This is a genomic window from Pseudoalteromonas sp. ATL1 (assembly GCF_058933015.1).
On record NZ_JBZYXL010000001.1, the window covers coordinates 3,051,839 to 3,069,519 of the forward strand.

Sequence of the window (17,681 nt, forward strand, 5' to 3'; positions counted from 1 at the left end):
TTATGCAGCTACTTGTTCAGAAACGAATTCACTTAGCGTGTGAATTGACGCCATTTTTTGCTTGACTAAGTCACTTGGAAAGTCTTTAAACTTAAGCTGGTATTTTTTCTCTACTGCAGCAACTAAGTCTAATAGCTCAATGCTATCTAAGTTTAATCCAGCACCAACAAGTTCAGCGTGCTCATCAATTTCTTCTACTGAATCCGCAACTTCTAGCTCTTCAACTAAAATGTCATGTTTGATGAATGCGATAATATCTTCGATAGTGTTCATTATTATTCCTTTTATCTTTTCCGACTTAATGTTTATTTGTATTTATTTTTAGAGAAACTAATTAAATAAATAATCAACCATTTGCTTAATTTCTTTATCCATCGCTCTATCTTCAATAACTGGATTAAATTGAGATGTTAGTGAATCGAAGAATGGACGAGATAACCCATTGAGCTTTTCTGCTGACTTATCTTTATCGAAAACATAATAAGCTTGACGAATTGCCATGGCTTGAATTGCGATCACCGACTTGATAAGTGACATGATATTTTTAAGATCCCGTGCAGCGATGGTACCCATGCTAACGATGTCTTGGTTTAACGCCTCGGTTGTGCGTGAAAACACTGACATAGGATTCGATTGTTTAAGTGCCTCTGCTACCAAGGCTGACGCACTGATCTGCATGGCTTTAAAGCCATGATGGATCCACGCTTTATTACCCAAGTCGTCCACTGCCACTAGGTTATTTGGAATGCCGCCATTGAGTCTGTCGTCCACTAAAATGCCTAATTCACGTTCCAACAAAGCGCCCATATTGGCTACCTGAGGCTTAAGCGCGTCACAAATAGCCGCTACGTGACCACCATAGAAATGGCCTGCGTTTAGAATTAGGTCGCTTTCATGATCGATAAGCGGGTTATCATTTACAGAGTTAATTTCAACTTGTAACACTGACTTAGCCCAGTTTAGGGTATCAACCAATGAGCCTAGTACCTGCGGTGAACAACGAATTGAGTAGCTATCTTGCAGACGGAACTGCTCTTTCATGCCGTGCTCAAATGAATCTTCCGTTCTTTGTCTGCGGCCTAATCTTTGTTCTGGATCGGATAAGCGTTTGTAGATTAAATCAGCACAATATCTTTGACCTTGATGCGGTTTTAATTCATGTACTTTTGGATGAAATGGTGATGCTCTGCCATCAATCAGTTCAACAAACAAAGCAATAAGCTTACATGAAATATCAATGGCTTTTTCTACTTCATTGATGGCATTGGCTGCAATCGCGCTCATCACTGAAGTGCCGTTCATAATTGCCAAACCCTCTTTTGCTTTAAGCGTATAAGGTTTGATATTCAGTTCTTCAAAAACTTCCGCAGTAGGTCTAACAACACCTTGGTAGTAAACCTCTCTTTGCCCATTTAGCGCCGCACCAATATATGATAGTGGTGTCAAATCACCGCTTGCACCGACCGATCCCATGGCAGGAATTGCAGGGAAAATTTTATGCTGTAAAAATAACTCCATCTGCTTAAGTAGTTCCCAGCTTACACCTGAGTAACCACGCGCATTACAATTTAAACGGATCAATAGGGTTACAGCACAATCCACTTCACTTAGGTAATCGCCTACACCACAGCCATGGTAAGCCATCAAGTTCTTTTGTAACTCTTCGGATAAAGCGGGAGAAATACGGTTACTTGCTGAGTTACCAAATCCAGTTGTAACACCGTAAATATCTTCTCTGTCTTCTATGCGCTTATCAATATAACGGCGGTTACTTTCGATAAGTGATTTATGAACTTCTCCATTCAACTGCACTTTTGGAAAATTTTCGGAAACAAACTTTTTTATATCTTCCAGTGTTAGTTGACTTATTAAATCTATATCTATCGTTGATTCAACTTTAATTTCAGAATCTACTTTTGATTCCGAACATGAGAGCTCATTACTCATCTTCACTTCTTCCTTTAAAAATTTTAAATAACGGATTTTTATGACTAAAAAATTACAGCCAACATTAAAATGCAATTAATCGAAAAAAATAAAAAATCTATAAAAACATTTAAACCTAAAGTAATAAAAAAAGAAAAACCGAAGGAACAAAAGCCATTGAATATTAATAGCTTCAGCACGCCCATAGATCACATTTTACCCAATTAATGTACGGAGAGATTTTTACACTATTATATTTCTCGAATCAATAGCGCATATGATTATTTTCATAAACATGTTAATGCAAAAAACAACTGAAAAGAAAGGGCTTAAATCATAATAGTTAACAACTTCGCAACCAATGTGAAGTTTGAATTACACTTCAGTTTAAGTCAGCTTATTCGTTGTAAACAAACCAATTATCAAAACAAATAGGATAAAAATATAATGCATTTCAAAATAATGACACTGGAGAGTAAAAACTCGAAAAATGCTAGTCAGTTCAGAGAAAATAACATGCGATATGAAAAATCTCATAAAATACAGCATAATAACAACCAAGGACGATTGCTTTTTTAATGCGAAGTTGAAGCTGATTGAAGCAAAGTTAGAACTGGCCACTCTTTGAGCGAACTTGAAACAAAAAAGATTATCTCTAACACTTAAATATTAAGGTTAAATTACATTTAATACCGGTGGCGTTATGCTCAAATAGAAAAAAGACTAATTATTTAGTTTTATCGATTTTTCACATACTAGAACACGCATATAAAACACCGTCATATGCAACAATTAAATTTAAGTGACAGGCTAGATTTTCATTATTTTTGTGTTTTCCACACTGTCATAAAATAGAATAAAAACTCAATAAATAGGTGCTTTATGTTATCTGCTATCGCTTTATTTCCCTATTTTACGACCAGGTTGGATTAGAATTCTGACACATACGCCATACTCGAAACCCCCTTCAACTCTTCCTATAATGCGACATTGTTTAAAGCGCCTTTTACGTGTTCTTCGCCACATAATACAAGTAGAGCAATGCAGCGAATGAACACAATGGATTGATTAGGCAAGTTTGCATATGCGAAGGTGAATGGAACAAACAAATGAAGACTTGGCTAAAAACGAGGTGTAAGTAAAGCACAATGCCCATAATTGGCTTAAACCTTACTATTGCACCCTTTCATTTGTTAAGTAGCTTGAGCTTGCGTTAAGAACGGATAAGTAAAAAAGCAGAAATGAATAAAGTTAAAGACAAAATGCACTAATATTGGCACAAAAATATTGTGTGTTTTTTGGTAGCTGTAGGCGCAACCAATACCCAGCATGGATGCAATGAACGTGTAGGCCATACCACCGGGCAAATGGGCAAGACCAAATAAGACGCCTGAAGAGATAACTACAACCACATTACCATATGGAAAACGAGTCAACATGTTTTGTAATTGAACTTGTATAAACCCTCTAAAAAATGCCTCTTCCGCATAACAGGTAATAAACAAGTTAGTCAGTATCCAGCTAAACAAAATCGGACTGAGCTTCATATCCCATTGCACTAAGCCAAAGTGCACGCCGCTTGAAAACCCTATGACATAGGTCGCAGCTATCACGGCGAATATTTTGGTTTTGTGTTGGTTTATACTCACCTTTTTCAAAGGTACGACCAAACAAAGTAATGCTAAAGCAACTAACAACTTATCGAAATTAAGGTGTTTCGAATATGGCACTGCCCCGCTACTCACCTGATAAGATTCTACTATCAATGGGTTGTTAAAACCCGGGGCGACATGGATAAATAGCAAAACTGACAGCACAAAGATCCCGATACCGGTCATAACCTTAGCCACTTTGTGTTCGGCACGAGCAAATCCAATACAGACTATAAATAAACCCATAATGCTAAAAAGCGCCACTCCCTCTATCAATTCGAAGTAAAGCGCAAGCAAGACCGAGCAGAAAGTCAAAAATAAAGATACATGCCGTTTTGCGAACGTGATCGCAAATAGCGCGAAAAAAGCGGGGAAGAAAGTAACAACCGTTTTGAGCGTTAGCGTCAAACCGAATAGTTCAAATGTCGAATTCATATCGAAATTAACTCTTGGCAGGTATTTGCACGATTCATATGCAAACTTGTTGTTTTTTCTTATTGTACTTCGAACAAATCGACTAGTTGTAGGCTTTTTATTTATAAGTGGCCCAGCCTAAACTGGGCTATTGCCTTTTAGCAAATAGTTGCAGTTGGGCAAAATACGGGGGCTGTGTAACACGCACCATAATCTTTGGTATAAGCTGCACCCGCAATTTGACGTGTCTGATTTTCAGTTAAGTTTTTATTATTGTTTAGCTTTTTTAGCTGTACTTTATTGAGTTTCATGTTGTTTCCTGTTGTTCAGTTATGATTATATTCTTTAACAGATAAAGCGAATAACGCCTTACCTGCACATCACTGTGTTCATAAAATGTACACAATGCAAGCAATGAAACCATGTCAAGTAAACCCAACTCTTTAGCACACTGATTTATAAGTCATTTATTATATTGAAAATTTATCATATTGAACAAAATGACAGCGCTAGACAATTCAACAATGTGTCCACTTCCCTTAACATGAGACATGTTTAATTAGAGTTTTCTGTAATATCACAAACAGGAGACAACAATGAAAAAGTCACGTTTTACAGAATCTCAGATCATCACTGTGCTTAAAGAAACAGATGCGGGTATGAAAGTTGAAGAAGTGTGCCGCAAGCATAGGATAAGTAGCGCCACATATTACAACTGAAAAGCCAAATATGGCGGCATGGAAGCGTCGGATGTTAAGCGCCTGAAAGAGCTTGAAGAAGAGAATGCCAAGCTTAAAAAGATGTACGCAGATGTCAGCCTAGCGAACCATGCGATTAAGGAATTATTCGCAAAAAAGGTTGGTGACAGCGCAGAAGCGAAGTTGCGTCAGTGAATTAGTTAAAGCGGGTTTAAGTATTTTGAAAGCGTGTAAGTTTGTAGGTATTGGCCATGCTACCTACTACCGCCCACAACGAGACTTACGAAAGGCTGACGCAGCTGTCATTGATGCCATCAATGCAAGAATTTAAAAAGCCCCCACAGCTAGAATCTGGAAATACTATAGTCGTCTTCGTTTTAAAGGTTATCCGTGTAACCATAAGCGCTTATATCTTGTGTATTACCAAATGGGTTTGAACTAAAGCACAGAGTGAAACGCGTGTTGCAAAAACGAGTCCCACTGCCGTTAGAAGTAATAGCTCAAGCTAATCAGCAATGGGCCTTAAATTTTATGCATGATTCTTTATACTGCGGAAAACGATTCAGAACGCTCAATATTGTTGATGAAGGCACTCGGGAGTGTTTGGCTATTGAAGTAGATACTTCGCTGCCAGCGGAACGGATTGTTCGAACACTTGAACAACTCAAAGCAGAGCGCAGTTTACCGAAACAAATTCGAGTAGATAACGGGCCTGAATTAATCTCAGCGCATTTAACAGATTGGTGCGAAGCGCATAACATCGAATTAGTTTATATCCAGCCTGGCAAGCCGCAGCAAAACGGGATTGTTGAACGGTTTAATGGCTCATTTAGACGAGAGTTTTTAGATGCTTACTTGTTTGAAACACTCAATCAAGTGAAAGAAATGGTGTGGCTCTGGCGATTAGATTACAACGAAGAACGTACACATGAAAGTCTCGGCGACCTGCCGTCAGCAGCTTACCGAGCAAAGTTAGAAAACTCTAGTTTACAGGTGTCTCACTGACGGGGAAGTGGACACTTGCCAGTTATACCCACCAGGAGAAACTGGTACACGCTTGTTCTCGTCATTGATAAGCTTGCTCATTCGCTCACTTTCACTGAGCAATGACTGTGTATACGCATGTTCAGACCCAAAGTTAAACATGCCAAATGGCAAAACCGCACCGGGAAGCACATTAGCTGCTTGACGGTGATCAAATGGTCCTTTAGTGCCAATAAATGGGTCGACATATTGTGTATTTGCTAAAACTTGGGACGTCACCAGCATCATTATGCTTCCCGCAAACAGCGAGTGGGGTAAACGTTTCACGCTCTTCTACCTATGGCTTGTTATTTTCATTATGAACCTCTTTTACTTCACTGCGATATGGAACGTTCCGAATCATTTCTTTTGAAGATACTTAACGATTTGTTACAATACAAGTTGTTGAGATGAAATTTACACAATTTTAATTTCATCAACCTTTGCCAACCCTTTATAGAAAGCATCACTTTGAACAAGAACAATCATAACAACCAAACCGTTACAGTACACGATGTTGCGCGAGTTGCTGGCGTATCAAAATCAACCGTATCGCTGGTTCTAAGAGGCAGTGATAAAGCCAGTACACGTGCAAAAGAAAAGGTACTCAAGGCAATTCAAGAGACGGGTTACGTATACAATCGAGAAGCCGCAGCAATGCGCAGTAAGTCATCGGATTTAGTGGCCATTGTTATTAACGACTTAACTAACCCATATTCAGCAAAACTGGCCGTAGCGCTTGAAAAGCATATCCGTGAATTAGGCTTTATGGCCACATTGGTAAACACGAGCGAAAATGCGCTCACGCAAACTCAAATCGTTTCAAAACTACAAGAATACAGAGTACGCGCTTTTATCATCTGTCCGACTCCAAATACCCAAGCCAGTTGGTTAAATCAATTGCAAAAGCCACAAACGCAAGTTGTGAGTATTATGCGACAAGTGACCAACAGCCAAGTACCGTGTGTATTACCCGACAATGAGTTAGGCGCATATCAAGCAACGCAATCTCTCATTAACCGAGGCCATAAGCACATTGCTTTTATTGGCGGTGATGCGTCAATCTCTGATTATCACCAACGATTAAGTGGATTCAATAAAGCCATTTCAGAGCGAGATGACATACAGAGTTGGGTATTTAATAGCGCTACGAATAGGCATGGTGGACGCATGGCTATGTCTGAATGTTTAGCTCAAGTTCCCAATGTCGAGTCTGTGATGTGCTTCAACGATGTAGTCGCCTATGGCGTTATCGAATTTTTATCTGAGCAGGGCTTAAAGCCAGGCGCAGACATAGGTGTAGTCGGCTTTGATGATTTGGATGACTCCAAGTTGATGAGTATTCCTTTAAGTACCGTAAAAATAAATGCTGACGATATTGCAAAAGCGGTTTGCTATATTCTCAAAAACAATATCCAAGATGGCATACAACAGGTCCCTATTGAGCTAATCGAACGCGCATCATAATGCAGTAATATAACTGGACTGCAGCAATATTTTGCGTCCAGTTGCATACCCACGTTTAGGCTCCCTCCCCCCAACGCATTAGGCTACCATTTCTAAATAAAAAACCACTTTTTTCAAAATGTTAGATTATTTTTCGTATTCTAATCTTAATTTAAATTATCTTGCTTCAGATAGCCTTGAGTACTCAATTGGCGTCAACAATGTATTTAATACCAAGCCTCGCCGAACAATGCGTACTGCAGGTAATACAAACTCGATTGGTGCATATAGCGCTGCGTTTTTAGGCTCAACCTTTTACATCAGAGCCAAATATGTGTTCTAAGTTCTCCTTAACCTAATGCTACATACGACTTTTTACTTTATTAGTAGCCTGTGCGGTGCTTGGATCGTCCGGCCAAAAATGTTTGGGGTAGCGCCCTTTCATCTCTTTTTGCACTTCTTTGTAGCTTGTTTGCCAGAAGTTGGCGAGATCTTGGGTTAACTGTAATGGCCTTTGTGCAGGGGATAATAGCTCCATAAGCAAAGGGAGCTGACCATTGCACAACATGGGCGTTTGTGTCATTCCATATACCTCTTGCATTTTGACTGACAACTTTGCGGGGCCATCTAGTTGATAATGAATTTTAATGTTTGAGCCACTGGGAACCTGAATACGCGTAGGCAATATCTCATCCAGACGTTGTTGTTGTGACCAATCTAGATTACTCAGTAGCGCTGGATGCAAATCCAGCTTTTTAAGTTGAGCGAGTTGTTTTACCTCATTTAAATAGGGTGACAACCATTGTTCCACACTCGCTAATAAAGCGCTCTCTTCAAGTGATGAAAACTCTTTTGGATAAAAACGACATGCTAAACTCATTCGCGTAAGCAATTGCTCTACATTTGAAAACTGCTCAAAAAGTTTAAAGCCTTGTTTTTGCAATAACCCTAACCACGCTGATGTTCGAGCTATAACATCAAGCGCTTTTTTACTTGGTTTAGCGTCAATAATCAAAGCGCCAATCACCGTTCGACACTCTTGCACAAATCGCCCAATTTTTTCATCAAATTCGCAGACTTCTTGCTCATTCAATAAATGCGGTAAATAATCGCCAATTAAAGCGATATCCAGCTCTGTTGCACTGAAAATACGCTGCCCTTTATGGCCGCCAAGCGTCGCAATTGCAAGGTAGTTACTGTCCAACCAGTAGTCTTCATGGCTATCAGCCCCTGCACCATTCGCTAAGACAAAGCCATTACCACGACGTTTAGCAAGCCTATCAGGAAAAGCAAGTGCAACAAGAATAGAAATATATTCGCACGCTAGCGCTTTTGGCGCGCTGACTCGCATACGTTTAAACCAAGAAGAAAGTGACTGAGTGAAGCTTGCATGCGGCCTTTCACATTGGCTTTGTAGCGCAACTCTTAGCTCGGGCGCACTTTTCACTCGACTTTCAATCAGCGCCACAAAATAACATGCTAGCGGTAGAATTCCGGGTAATTGCGCGTCTAAGCGCTGAGCTTTAATTAACATATGTGCCAATCTTGGCTCTGTACCAAAAGCTTGCATTTTTTTGCCTAAGGGAGTTATTTTCCCTAGCTCGTCAATCGCTTCTAGTTGCTTAAGTAACGTTAGTGCTTGTTTTACAGCGATAGGGCTAGGCTTATCTAAAAGAGGCAATTCGTCAATGTCGGTTCCCCACACTTTAGCCTCTAGCAGTAAGCTACTAATGTCACTACTTAGAATCTCTGGCACATCATGTTGGCAGCGCCTTTCAAACTGGGCTTTTGAGCCTAATCGATAGACGACACCCTCTTCAATTCGTCCCGCTCGACCTGCTCTTTGAACCGCTGATGAGCGTGAAATTGACACGGTCGTCAGCTCGGTAATCCCTGTTTTGATATTAAACACTGCCGCACGTCGTTTTCCGCTATCAATAACGACACGGATCCCTTCTATCGTCAATGACGTTTCAGCCACATTGGTGGTCAATACCACCTTACGCCGACCTGCCATTGGAGGTGCAATTGCGGCCTGTTGCACACGCTTATCTTGTTCTCCAAACAAAGTGACCAGATCCACATCATCAGACACTTTGTGTTGTAGTTGTTGATAGAGGTAAGTGATTTCTCTTTGTCCAGGCAAAAACACCAGCACACTACCATGCTGTTTCGATAAGGCTTCTAACGTTAAACTAGGCAAGGCATCTAACCACTTGCTTTCATCATGCAACGGATGATATATCTCATCCACTGTAAAGCTTTTACCTTGTGAACTTACCACTGGGCAGGACAAAAATTGTTGATAACGTTCGGTGTCTAGCGTTGCTGACATAACCAAAATACGTAAATCTTCACGAAATGCGGCTTGGCTTTCTAATGCAAATGCAAGGGCGGTATCAGCTGCGAGCGAACGTTCATGAAACTCATCAAATATAATTAAATCAATACCCGTTAGTTCAGGATCACTTTGTAACATACGGGTAAGTACACCCTCGGTGACAATCTCCAACCTCGTATGCTCAGAAACCTGCACCTCATTGCGAACACGCAAGCCAACACTCTGCCCTAATGCTTCATTTTGCTGCTGCGCCAAAAAACGGGCGATATTGCGCGCTGCAAGCCGACGAGGTTCTAGCATCACAATACGTTTAAAGTGGTTATCTCGCATTAACTGCAAAGGCAACCATGTGGATTTACCCGCACCTGGGGGGGCTTGCAACAATACCGTACTATTGTTTTGAAATTCATGAATGAGTTGAGGGTATACAGATTGTATGGGCAGCACAGAATTGACTCTAATTACAGCGGTTTTTGTGATTCTAACATGCTCTAGGTTTCTCATTAAGCGCGATTTTGCGCTAACCAATCACTCAACGGTAGTTAACGCACTGACCTTTAAAAGTATTAGCTCTTTCATAAAGGTAGAGCGTTAAATAACCAACTGACATCAAAATGTATACTACGTTACTTTTTTGTAAAATTTCTAAAGACAAGCGGAGTTAACTTCATGTATCCTAAAAGGTAAAGGAATCAAAAATAAAAGGCTTTTTGCGTTATCGAGCATTTTCTATCTCGCGGCCTATATTCATATCTCTGAAGGAAAACAATGGTTCGATATTATTTTAAGCTGGCATGGTTGAGTACACGCTCTACGCCGATGCTTAGCTCATTAATGGTGTTAATTATTGCCATTGGTATTGCTACATCCATGATCACTTACACTGTTACATACATGATGTCTAAACATCCGCTAGAGCATAAAGCGGATACACTCATGAAGGTGTATCTAAGTGCGTGGAATGCTAGTCGCCCCTACGTTGAAAAAAAAGGCCGCGAAGAGGCCCCAGATATAATCACCTACCAAGACTATGTCAATTTATCCGCAGTAAACAAAAGCAGTGGCTTTGTTAAAGCACAAACTCCCATTGCATCACATAAAGATTTGGTCAGAACGCCTTCTCAGCCAAAAGTCGACGCACAAATGCGTTACATGTACACCATCAGCAATGCATTTTTTTCAATGTTCGACACACCTTTTTTGTATGGTGCACCTTGGACGGATGAAGCCGACATACGTGGTGATCTCAATGTCGTGATCAGTAAACAGCTTAATGAAATATTGTTTTATGGTGAAAACTCTGTAGGCAACCCATTGTTGATCGGTGCACATACTTTTACCATTTCTGGCGTTTTAGATGATTGGAACCCCATTCCCAAGTACTTTGATTACGCAAGCTATGCATATCAACGGCCTCATGATCTCTATGTTCCATTCCAAACTCAAATCAATATACCGCTTTACATTTTGCCTTACTTTCCAACATATTGCCCAAGTTACCCCGATGAAATCACGTTTCAGACTATTTTAAAATCAGAATGCTTATGGATTAACATGTGGGTGGAACTTGAAAATGGCAGTGACCGTGGTGCATATACAAGCCTGCTACATGACTACGATAATCAGCAAAAGCAAGCAGGCCGTTTTCCTCGCCCAGTGCACAGCAAGGCACGTAATATTGAAGAAGTTTTGATATACGGCGGGGCCATACCTGAACATTCCAAAATGGCGGTTTGGCTCTCTTTTGCCTTTTTAATCGTTTGCTTGTTGAACTGTATGAGCTTATTAATCAACAAATTTCATAATAAAAAGAACGAAGTAGGTTTAAGAAGAGCAATTGGCGCAAGTAAACAACAGATCGCGCTACAGTTTGGCTGTGAAACCGCACTAATCGGGTTTGTGGGTGGTGTATTTGGTTTGTTACTTACACAACTCGGGTTATTAAGTGCAAGAGGAATTTTCAACTTTCTCAATACCAGTTTTATACAAATGAACGCAATACTCATTATTGCCACCATTCTTTTAGCGGTATTTACAACTTGCTTATTCGGTCTTTGGCCTATATATAAAGCGGTACAAGTACAACCTTCTAGCCAGTTAAAGAACTTGTAGGATCCAAGGATGAAAGACCTATTACCTATTTTAAAATCACTGAAACAACGTAAAGGCGCAGCACTGCTACTCATACTTCAAATTTCGGTCACTCTCACTATCTTGATAAATACCGCCTTTATGCTGCAACAAAAACAAGAACGCGTAACGGCTGATAGTGGCATTGCTGAATCAGATACATTCAGTTTTATCATGAACCTACAGGGTAAATCGTCGGAACTAGAAGCTTTGTTAAAGCAAGATCTGGCAGCAATTAAGTCTCTTTCAAGTGTGCATAATGCAACGAACACCTCGAGTATTCCATATTCTCAGCGTGGGGGAACGGAAAACATCAGCCTACCACCCAATCCGGACGAAGTTATAGTACGAGCTGCTAGCCACTGGGGCGGCTACGATATGAAAGACACGTGGGATATTCAACTCCTAGCTGGTGACTGGTTTACGGAAAATGAAGTCTTTTATTACGCCCACATGAGCGAAAACCGTATGGGACAAAACTCGCTTGTGATATCCCAAGCATTAGCACAAAAACTCTTTCCTGATGACTGGCGACAAGCAGTTGGTAAAATAATCTACGCTTCTGGCAACGCATTTACTGTGCGCGGTGTTGCTTATCAGTTTCCTAGCAGTGGTTGGAGTTGGTGGGAAAACCATTGGTATGGCATTGTCACCAATGCGAATTTCCTCGCAGAGGAACCCAAGATCATTGTTCGTGCAAAACCGGGAATGCGTGAGCAAGCCATGCAAGATGTCACCGAGTTACTGATGAAAACACCGGGCAGGTGGGTCGATCAAATGCGCTCTTTTGAACAAATTCGACAAACTGCACATGAAAACGACTCAGCCGTTGTGGTCATTTTAATGGTCATGATGAGCATCATCAGTATCGCAACCGCTTTAGGGATTTTTGCCCAAGTGCGCTTTTCTATCATTACTCGACGTAAACAAATTGGAACGCGTCGAGCTCTGGGCGCAAGTAAACTACAGATTTTACGCTTTTTTATGCTGGAAAGCTTTTTGGTTAGCAGCGTGGGTGTGTTAGTGGGTATCGCGCTTTCAATCATGACTAACGTCTACTTAGTTAACACATTATCAGTAAGCCCAGTACCTGTAAGTTATTTAATCATTGGTGCAGTCTGTATGTGGCTAATTAGTCAACTAGCAACCATGCAACCTGTATATCAAGCCAGTAGAGTATCACCCGCAATTGTGACCCGAAGCGCCTAACTAACGCCAGATACCTCGGTGCTTTTCATACAGCGCCAAGGTATAAACACCACACCATAGAAAAGCCGAATAATATCAATCCTACAATTACGTTTTTTTGCACAAACTTAGCACAATTTGTAACAAAAATAGAGACAAAATAGGTTAAATTGATGTATCCTAACTTGTCACGGAAGTTAACAAAAGGAATCTAATTGTGCATTTTTCCCGTCAAACGCCTCATTATATGGAGGAGCTATGATCCGCTATTACATTAAGCTCGCTTGGCTAAGTATTCGTTCAACTCCCATGCTTAGTGCATTGATGATGTTGATTATAGCTATTGGGATTGCGACTTCTATGATCACTTATACTGTAACGTATATGATGTCTCAGCATCCACTTGAACACAAAGCTGACACGGTCGTGAAAGTATACCTCAGCGCATGGAATGCAAGTCGCCCATACAAAGAAAGGTTTGGTGAAGAGCAAGCACCCACAGTCTTGACCTACCAAGATTATGTAAACTTATCTTTGCTACATGACAACAGTAACCTCGTGAGCGCATACACACCAGTCGCAACGCATAAAGATCTGGTTCGAACCACGACACAAGCGCTCAATGAAGCCAAGATGCGGTATATGTATTCAATCAATAACGACTTTTTCTCCATGTTTGAATCGCCCTTTTTGTATGGCGCGCCTTGGACAGATCGCGCTAATACACAAGGCGGCTTAGATGTTGTCATTAGTAAACACTTAAATGAAGTACTTTATGCAGGGGAAAATTCTGTTGGCCAACAACTGATGATTGGAAAACACACGTTTACTATTTCTGGTGTACTAGATGAGTGGAACCCCATCCCAAAATATTTCGGTTATGCCGCAGACTCTTATCGACGTCCATATGATTTATACGTACCCTTTCAAACACAAATTAAATCGGAGCTTTATATCGGCCCCTATTTTCCAACATTTTGCTCCACATTGCCTGACATAATTACTTTCAAGACGATCCTTCAAGCCGAATGTCACTGGATTGATTTATGGGTAGAGTTAACGGGTGCACAAGACAGAGATGACTACACAGCACTACTGCATAACTACGATGCGCAGCAAAAACAAGCGGGTCGCTTTCCGAGACCACTGCCGAGTAATACACGGACCATTTCAGAAAACCTGCTTTATGAAGGCGTAGTACCAGAGAATTCCACTATGGCAGTATGGCTCGCATTTGCTTTTTTAGCCGTTTGTTTATTGAACTGTATGAGTTTGTTAATCAATAAGTTTCATAACAAAAGAAGCGAAGTTGGGTTAAGACGTGCCATAGGCGCAAATAAGCAAAATATTGCGCTTCAGTTTGGCTGTGAAACGGCTCTAATTGGCTTTTTTGGTGGTGTGCTTGGCTTAGTGCTTGCACAAGCTGGATTATTCGGTGCAAGAAACATTTTTCACTTCCTTAATACCAATTTTATACAGATGAATGCCATCATCATGATAAGCACGATTGCGCTGTCAGTGTTGGCTACTTGTTTGTTTGGCTTATGGCCTATTTACAAAGCGATGCAAGTACAACCATCTAGCCAATTAAAAAGCTTATAAGGCCTCAGGATGAAAGACCTATTACCCATTCTCAAATCGCTGAGGCAACGTAAAAGTGTGGTATTTTTGCTCGTGTTACAAATTTCAGTGACATTAACCATTTTAATTAATACAGCCTTTGTGCTGGCGCAAAAACAACAACGTGATAAAGCACATCAAAACGATGCTGCTGTGGTGAGCATACTCTGGGCTGTGATTGTGATCATTGGCCTAGCAACCGCATTAGGTCTCTTTGGACAAGTACGCTTCTCAATCATTACAAGACGCAAGCAGATAGGTACCCGACGCGCGCTTGGCGCAAACAAAATGCAAGTTTTACGGTTCTTTATGTTGGAAAACTTACTTATTTGTAGCATTGGCATTGCGATCGGTATCGCATTGACGGTGATAACGAACATGTATCTGATTGATACATTAGGGCTCAACTCAGTGCCTACCAGCTATTTGTTTTTTGGTGCATTATGCATGTGGCTTATAAGTCAATTTGCCACTGTGCTTCCGGTTTATCAAGCGATTAAAGTTTCTCCTGCGATAGTAACTCGTAGCGCATAAAGTTGTTTAGTTAAAAAAAGAGCTTCACGGGAAGCTCTTTTTTTTAACTTATCCTTGGATAAAAGTCGAGCGATTAGCTCGGCTCGTAGCCCAAGTTCGGCGACAGCCACCTTTGTGCCTCTTCCAAACTCATATGGGTACGCTTTGCGTAATCTTCCACCTGATCTTTTTGAATTGCAGCAACTGCGTAATACTTCGAATCAGGATGTGAAAAATACCAGCCAGATACCGCAGCCCCGGGCCACATGGCATAAGAACTGGTCAGCTTCATACCAATACGTTGCTCTGTACTAAGTAGTTGCCAGATCTTTTTCTTTTCCGTGTGCTCAGGACAAGCTGGGTAGCCTGGTGCCGGGCGAATACCTTGGTAGTTTTCGCGAATAAGTTCTTCATTACTCAGGTTTTCATGTGGCGCATAGCCCCAATATTGCTTACGAACTTGTTCGTGTAAATACTCAGCAAATGCTTCGGCCAATCTATCTGCGACCGCCTTAACCATGATTTTATTATAATCATCATGCTTGGTATCAAATGCGTCCGCTAAGTCATCTTCTTCAAGTCCACCAGTGACGGCAAATGCACCAAAGTAATCGGCTATACCTTTTGGCGCAACGTAGTCCGCTAAACAGTAATTTGGAAAGTCTGTTTTCTCGGTCTGTTGACGCAAGTGACAAGAAAGGGCCAGTACCTCTGTACGGCTTTCATCGGTATAAATCTCGATGTCATCACCTACTCGGTTTGCGGGGAATAAACCAATGACACCTAAAGGCTGCAAGGCCCCCGTTGTTTCAAACTCATCGAGCATCGCATTGGCATCAGCGTATAAGCTCTTCGCCTGTTCACCGACAATTTCATCTTCCAAAATACGCGGGAATTTACCAGCCAATGACCAAGTCATAAAAAACGGCGTCCAGTCGATATACTGACGCAAGGTTTTAATGCTTACATCTTTAAACTCTGTAACACCTAATTTCTTTGGCACCGGAGGCGTGTAATTATCCCAATCAATTTTGATTGCATTATCACGCGCACGTTGCAAAGTGACCGGCTTGGAGCGAGGCTTTTTACGCGCTTGTTGCTCACGTACTTTTTCGTACTCGGCAGCAGTCTTAGCCAAAAATTCCGGCTTTTGCGTTTTGCTCAGCAGGTTTGAAACCACGCCAACAGCGCGGCTGGCGTTATTTACATAAACAACGCCTTTATCATACTGAGGTTCAATTTTAACTGCGGTATGTGCCTTTGACGTGGTCGCGCCACCTATCAACAGGGGAATTTCAAAACCTCGGCGCTTCATTTCTTTGGCAACATGTACCATTTCATCAAGAGATGGCGTGATGAGGCCAGACAAACCGATCACATCCGCATTTTCATCGATGGCAGTTTGCAGGATTTTCTCTGCAGGCACCATCACCCCCAGATCAACCACTTCGTAGTTGTTACATTGCAGCACAACGCCGACGATATTTTTACCAATGTCATGCACGTCCCCTTTTACTGTGGCCATGATGATTTTGCCGTTGGTTTCCCCTGCTTGCTTTTCAGCTTCAATGTAAGGGTCAAGGTAAGCAACCGCGCGCTTCATTACTCGCGCTGACTTTACTACCTGTGGTAAAAACATTTTACCCGCGCCAAATAAATCACCAACCACATTCATGCCATCCATGAGTGGGCCTTCAATCACTTCTATCGGCTTATCTTTGCTTGCACGACACGCTTCGGTGTCTTCTTCGATAAATTCGGTAATGCCTTTGACAAGTGCATGCTCTAAGCGTTTTTCAACAGGCCAACTACGCCACTCTAAATCTTCCACTTTGACAGCTTGTGCCATGCCTGAATACTTGGGTGCTAGCTCAACCAAGCGCTCTCCCGCTTGCGAGTCTTTGTTGAGGATCACATCTTCAACCGCTTCGCGCAGCTCTTGAGGAATGTCATCGTACACGGTCAGCTGACCCGCATTTACAATCCCCATGTCCATGCCAGCTTGAATAGCGTGATATAAGAACACTGAGTGAATAGCTTCGCGAACTGGGTTATTACCACGAAATGAGAATGACACATTCGACACACCACCCGACACTTTACAATGCGGTAGTCCAGCTTTTATACGACGCGTGCCTTCGATAAATTCGACCGCATAGTTGTCATGCTCTTCAATCCCCGTCGCAACTGCAAAAATATTGGGGTCGAAAATAATGTCTTCAGGTGGAAAACCGATTTGATCAACCAAAATACGGTACGAGCGTTCACAAATTTCGAATTTGCGCTGCGCCGTTTCCGCTTGCCCGACTTCGTCAAACGCCATCACCACCGCAGCAGCGCCGAAGCGCTTAATAATTTTTGCCTGGCGAATGAAAGGCGCTTCCCCTTCTTTCAAAGAGATAGAGTTAACAATGGCCTTGCCTTGAATACACTTAAGGCCCGCTTCGATCACTTCCCACTTGGAGGAATCAACCATGATCGGCACTTTGGAAATATCCGGTTCAGAGGCAATGAGATTTAAAAACTTTACCATCGCCGCTTTTGAGTCCAACATGGCTTCATCCATGTTGATGTCGATGACTTGCGCGCCATTTTCCACTTGGTTACGCGCAATATCCAATGCAGCTTCGTAGTTTTCTTGTAATATCAGCTTTTTAAAACGAGCCGAGCCTGTTACGTTGGTGCGTTCACCCACGTTGGTAAATATGGCGGTAGATTGTTGCGTCATCA

The 17,681-nt window shown here is 41.5% G+C and carries 13 protein-coding genes and 1 pseudogene; 7 read left to right on the forward strand and 7 right to left on the reverse strand.

Going from position 1 to position 17,681, the window contains the following annotated elements:
• The 4 genes from AC5FX4_RS13265 to AC5FX4_RS13280 form a co-directional block, all read right to left on the reverse strand.
• Positions 1–273 carry a phosphopantetheine-binding protein gene (locus tag AC5FX4_RS13265; RefSeq protein ID WP_493606845.1) on the reverse strand — a complete coding sequence of 91 codons (273 nt, stop codon included), beginning with the start codon at positions 271–273 and terminating at the stop codon, positions 1–3.
• 57 nt (positions 274–330) lie between these two features.
• Positions 331–1,947 (reverse strand): HAL/PAL/TAL family ammonia-lyase, encoded by a 1,617-nt coding sequence (locus AC5FX4_RS13270; protein WP_493606846.1) that lies wholly within the window; start codon positions 1,945–1,947, stop codon positions 331–333.
• A gap of 1,172 nt (positions 1,948–3,119) precedes the next feature.
• A complete protein-coding gene (locus tag AC5FX4_RS13275; protein WP_493606847.1) occupies positions 3,120–4,013 on the reverse strand; it encodes a CPBP family intramembrane glutamic endopeptidase in 894 nt (297 codons plus the stop codon).
• A 137-nt stretch (positions 4,014–4,150) separates the two neighbouring features.
• Positions 4,151–4,303 carry a hypothetical protein gene (locus AC5FX4_RS13280; RefSeq protein WP_493606848.1) on the reverse strand — a complete coding sequence of 51 codons (153 nt, stop codon included), beginning with the start codon at positions 4,301–4,303 and terminating at the stop codon, positions 4,151–4,153.
• Positions 4,304–4,588: 285 nt separating this feature from the next.
• Between AC5FX4_RS13280 and AC5FX4_RS13285 the strand changes: the two are divergent.
• Positions 4,589–5,695: pseudogene (locus AC5FX4_RS13285) on the forward strand (IS3 family transposase).
• Here AC5FX4_RS13285 and AC5FX4_RS13290 read toward each other — a convergent pair.
• Positions 5,678–6,001 carry a hypothetical protein gene (locus AC5FX4_RS13290; RefSeq protein ID WP_493606849.1) on the reverse strand — a complete coding sequence of 108 codons (324 nt, stop codon included), beginning with the start codon at positions 5,999–6,001 and terminating at the stop codon, positions 5,678–5,680. The pseudogene AC5FX4_RS13285 and the gene AC5FX4_RS13290 sit on opposite strands and share 18 nt — an antisense overlap.
• Positions 6,002–6,184: 183 nt before the next feature.
• On the opposite strand from AC5FX4_RS13290, the gene AC5FX4_RS13295 reads away from it, so the two are divergent.
• Entirely contained in the window at positions 6,185–7,180 is a 996-nt protein-coding gene (locus AC5FX4_RS13295; protein WP_493606850.1) for a LacI family DNA-binding transcriptional regulator, read from the forward strand.
• Between the two features lie 118 nt (positions 7,181–7,298).
• On the forward strand, positions 7,299–7,502 hold the full coding sequence (locus tag AC5FX4_RS13300) for a hypothetical protein (protein WP_493606851.1): 204 nt from the start codon (positions 7,299–7,301) through the stop codon (positions 7,500–7,502).
• An 18-nt stretch (positions 7,503–7,520) separates the two neighbouring features.
• Here AC5FX4_RS13300 and hrpB read toward each other — a convergent pair whose 3' ends face one another.
• Positions 7,521–9,947 carry an ATP-dependent helicase HrpB gene (hrpB, locus tag AC5FX4_RS13305; RefSeq protein ID WP_493606852.1) on the reverse strand — a complete coding sequence of 809 codons (2,427 nt, stop codon included), beginning with the start codon at positions 9,945–9,947 and terminating at the stop codon, positions 7,521–7,523.
• 321 nt (positions 9,948–10,268) lie between these two features.
• Between hrpB and AC5FX4_RS13310 the strand changes: the two genes are divergently transcribed.
• The 4 genes from AC5FX4_RS13310 (at position 10,269) to AC5FX4_RS13325 (ending at position 14,972) form a co-directional block, all read left to right on the forward strand.
• Positions 10,269–11,612, forward strand: coding sequence for an ABC transporter permease (locus AC5FX4_RS13310; RefSeq protein WP_493606853.1), 1,344 nt, complete (start codon positions 10,269–10,271; stop codon positions 11,610–11,612).
• Positions 11,613–11,621: 9 nt separating this feature from the next.
• Complete coding sequence (locus AC5FX4_RS13315) at positions 11,622–12,839, forward strand: ABC transporter permease (protein WP_493606854.1); 1,218 nt, start codon at positions 11,622–11,624, stop codon at positions 12,837–12,839.
• A 237-nt stretch (positions 12,840–13,076) separates the two neighbouring features.
• On the forward strand, positions 13,077–14,420 hold the full coding sequence (locus tag AC5FX4_RS13320) for an ABC transporter permease (RefSeq protein WP_493606855.1): 1,344 nt from the start codon (positions 13,077–13,079) through the stop codon (positions 14,418–14,420).
• Positions 14,421–14,429: 9 nt separating this feature from the next.
• Positions 14,430–14,972: an ABC transporter permease gene (locus AC5FX4_RS13325; RefSeq protein ID WP_493606856.1), complete on the forward strand. Its 543-nt coding sequence runs from the start codon at positions 14,430–14,432 to the stop codon at positions 14,970–14,972.
• Between the two features lie 73 nt (positions 14,973–15,045).
• On the opposite strand, the gene metH is transcribed toward AC5FX4_RS13325, so the two are convergent.
• Positions 15,046–17,679 (reverse strand): methionine synthase, encoded by a 2,634-nt coding sequence (metH, locus tag AC5FX4_RS13330; RefSeq protein ID WP_493606857.1) that lies wholly within the window; start codon positions 17,677–17,679, stop codon positions 15,046–15,048.
• Between the last annotated feature and the right edge of the window lie 2 nt (positions 17,680–17,681).

Bases quoted from the DNA above. Each gene is read 5' to 3' on its own strand.
- AC5FX4_RS13275 (WP_493606847.1), bottom strand. From the start codon at position 4,013: ATGAATTCGACATTTGAACTATTCGGTTTGACGCTAACGCTCAAAACG.
- AC5FX4_RS13300 (WP_493606851.1), top strand. From the start codon at position 7,299: ATGTTAGATTATTTTTCGTATTCTAATCTTAATTTAAATTATCTTGCT.
- AC5FX4_RS13325 (WP_493606856.1), top strand. From the start codon at position 14,430: ATGAAAGACCTATTACCCATTCTCAAATCGCTGAGGCAACGTAAAAGT.
- metH (WP_493606857.1), bottom strand. From the start codon at position 17,679: ATGACGCAACAATCTACCGCCATATTTACCAACGTGGGTGAACGCACC.
- AC5FX4_RS13315 (WP_493606854.1), top strand. From the start codon at position 11,622: ATGAAAGACCTATTACCTATTTTAAAATCACTGAAACAACGTAAAGGC.
- AC5FX4_RS13265 (WP_493606845.1), bottom strand. From the start codon at position 273: ATGAACACTATCGAAGATATTATCGCATTCATCAAACATGACATTTTA.
- AC5FX4_RS13310 (WP_493606853.1), top strand. From the start codon at position 10,269: ATGGTTCGATATTATTTTAAGCTGGCATGGTTGAGTACACGCTCTACG.
- AC5FX4_RS13320 (WP_493606855.1), top strand. From the start codon at position 13,077: ATGATCCGCTATTACATTAAGCTCGCTTGGCTAAGTATTCGTTCAACT.
- AC5FX4_RS13280 (WP_493606848.1), bottom strand. From the start codon at position 4,303: ATGAAACTCAATAAAGTACAGCTAAAAAAGCTAAACAATAATAAAAAC.
- AC5FX4_RS13270 (WP_493606846.1), bottom strand. From the start codon at position 1,947: ATGAGTAATGAGCTCTCATGTTCGGAATCAAAAGTAGATTCTGAAATT.